The organism is Dysgonomonas sp. Shenzhen-Wh21 (genome assembly GCF_043392705.1).
In the GTDB taxonomy this organism is placed as follows: domain Bacteria; phylum Bacteroidota; class Bacteroidia; order Bacteroidales; family Dysgonomonadaceae; genus Dysgonomonas.
In genome coordinates this window covers 1-2,820 of record NZ_JAIXHZ010000128.1, presented here as the reverse complement: position 1 = coordinate 2,820, position 2,820 = coordinate 1, and the positions used below count along the sequence as shown (strand labels likewise).

Genomic DNA, 2,820 nt, shown 5'->3' with positions numbered 1-2,820 from the left:
GATTTTATAGCATTTGCATATCCTAAAGGGATACATAGTATTTTACTGTCAGTTTCATCTAAAATCATTAACCGTAGGATCAAAGCTTCTATCCTTCTCAACACTTCCTTTAAGTATGGTTAAAGATGACGATTTTAGATACGACAAAAACTTTTGGATAATCAAGTAATATGTAAAATAACTCATGATAAACAACACTACACGAAAAATATATAAGAGATTCTTAGAGAATCGTCTGCTGAGCAGATGGTTCGTCTTGTTGATCGATTTGGCAATAGTCACTTTTGCGACTATCATATCATATATCCTAACACTTCAGATATACAAAAATATTCATATAGTATATCATCCTGTATTCTTTGAATATCTGGCTATAACCCTATTGTTTAATGCATTATGTTTTAGAATATTCAAAACATATAAAGGAATTGTTCGTTATTCTACAATTCATGAATTTCAAAAGATACTTACATCCTTGTTATTTGCTGATATACTTATATTTCTTACATTATATAAAGTTATAGGTCCATCCGGAAGCGTTGCTGTTGCATATTGTAGTACTCTCTTTTTAGTTTCATTGGTTGGTTTGTACGGGTTTCGCATAATTGTCGTTTATACTTATCAGACATTAACTCGACGGTTTGGTAACAACCCTTCTATACCTGTATTTGTGTGGGGATTAAATGAAGATAACATTGTCCTTGCACAGCTGTTGAGTACCGGAAACAATAGGTTCAGGATTATCGGTTTTCTTACAACTGATCCTGACTCAAAATTAAAGAAACTGACAGACGTACCAGTTCTTACTATTCAGAAGTCTGAAGATTTTTTAAAATACAAGATAAAAGATGTATTGTTTACCAAAGAAGATGAACTAAAGACTGAAGCTAATTATGTTGAAAAAATATTAAGCTTAAATATTCGTATCTATATAAGTAAACAAATGAATATAGACAGTTTATCTCAACTGTCAGATATTAGTCGGAGTATTCGTCCCGTTCAGATTGAAGATTTGCTTGGTCGTCCCGAAATAAATATCAGCTTGAATGTAATAGCTGAAAATGTTCAAGGGAAAAATATTTTGGTGACAGGTGCTGCAGGTTCAATCGGAAGTGAAATAGTCAAGCAATTAGCTCAATTTTCTCCAGCTTCTATTATTTGTCTCGATCAGGCTGAAACGCCATTGAATGATTTGGATATTGAATTAAAGAAACTGTATCCCTGCTTGAACTTTACTACCATTATCGGAGATGTCCGCAATCATATAATTATGAATTTTGTGTTTGATAAATATAAACCTAATATAGTTTATCATGCCGCTGCTTATAAGCATGTCCCAATGATGGAAAGATATCCATGTGAAGCCATAATTACTAACGTATTAGGCACAAAAGTGTTAGTTGATTTAGCAATTGAGTTTGATGTTGAGATGTTTATTATGGTCTCTACAGACAAGGCTGTAAACCCTACAAATATCATGGGGGCAACTAAACGCATCGCAGAAATATATGTTCAGTCTTGTGCTGCTGATCAGAAGAAAAATAAGTCTAATACTAAATTTGTGACAACACGCTTTGGTAATGTATTAGGAAGTAATGGCTCTGTTATTCCATTATTCAGAAGGCAGATAGAGAAGGGTGGTCCGATAACTGTAACAGATCCTGAGATCACTCGTTATTTTATGACCATTCCTGAGGCATGCCGCTTGGTTTTGGAAGCTTCAGTCATCGGTAAATCCGGCTATATTTATGTATTTGATATGGGACAGCCTGTAAGAATCTATGATTTAGCAAAAAAAATGATAGAGTTGGCCGGTTTAGTTCCGGAAAGAGATATCGAAATTCAATTTTCAGGATTAAGGCCCGGAGAAAAGCTGTATGAAGAGTTATTGAATGACTCTGAAATAACAGAACAGACTTCGCACAAAAAGATTATGATGGCTAAAGTAAGGGAATACCATTTTCAGGATATCTTACCTCAAATAGAGCAGTTAATTTTAGTCGCCCAGACAAATGATAAATACAAACTCGTACGACAGATGAAAGTCCTTGTACCGGAATTTATTAGCAATAATTCAGAATTTGAACAACTTGATCAAAATAATATAGATACCACTAGTAATTCTCAAATTTGGGTATAAAAGAAATACCTGTATTTATTTTTACAAAACAGACAACAGAATACGACAGATGCTCATTTTATTTACTCCGAATATGAAATTACTTGCCCACTAATTTGCATAAGCGATATCTCACATAATTTTGTATTATATTCAGCCTGAACAAGTCTTTCTTCGGCCTCTAATAGACTGTTTTGTGCCTCTCGTAGTTCTATACCTGATAGGTCTCCAAGTTTGTAGCGTTCGATAGCTATTTCATGGTTTTCTTTTGCTGTCTGTACATTTTCTTTTTCAAGATTTGCCAGATCTATATTATTTCTATAAGCCATCCACATATTCGAAAAATCGGCTTTTAGAGAGAGTATAGTTTGCTCGTATTGGAGTTCTTTATTTTCAACTTCTATACGGGCATTCTTTTGTTTTCTTTTTCTATTGAAGCCATCAAACAGGTTGAAGCCTATAGTTAATCCATAGGTTAATCCCAAATTGTTTTGATTATCTATAGTCCCCGTATTGTAAATATTTTTTGTATAACCATAGCCTGCATTAAGTTTCAAATACGGATAGTTCTCACTCTGAGCTGTTTTTAAATCAAGCAAACTAAGATTCTTATTTTTATTTGATAACAAAAGGAAAGTATTCGCAGATAGCGTTTTTTGCCAAATATCATCTTTATTTATAAACTGATTGAATTCAATTAT

General features: G+C 33.2%; 2 protein-coding genes. One reads left to right on the top strand and one right to left on the bottom strand.

The window, feature by feature from the left end; translation table 11 throughout:
- The first annotated feature begins 184 nt into the window (after nucleotides 1-184).
- The gene (locus LDB17_RS09075; protein ID WP_252638736.1) at nucleotides 185-2,140 is read left to right on the top strand and encodes a nucleoside-diphosphate sugar epimerase/dehydratase; all 1,956 of its coding nucleotides are present in this window, start codon (nucleotides 185-187) and stop codon (nucleotides 2,138-2,140) included.
- Between the two features lie 62 nt (nucleotides 2,141-2,202).
- Here the strand turns inward: LDB17_RS09075 and LDB17_RS09070 are convergent.
- On the bottom strand, nucleotides 2,203-2,820 hold a 618-nt coding region (locus LDB17_RS09070; RefSeq protein ID WP_393924997.1), incomplete at its 5' end, for a TolC family protein.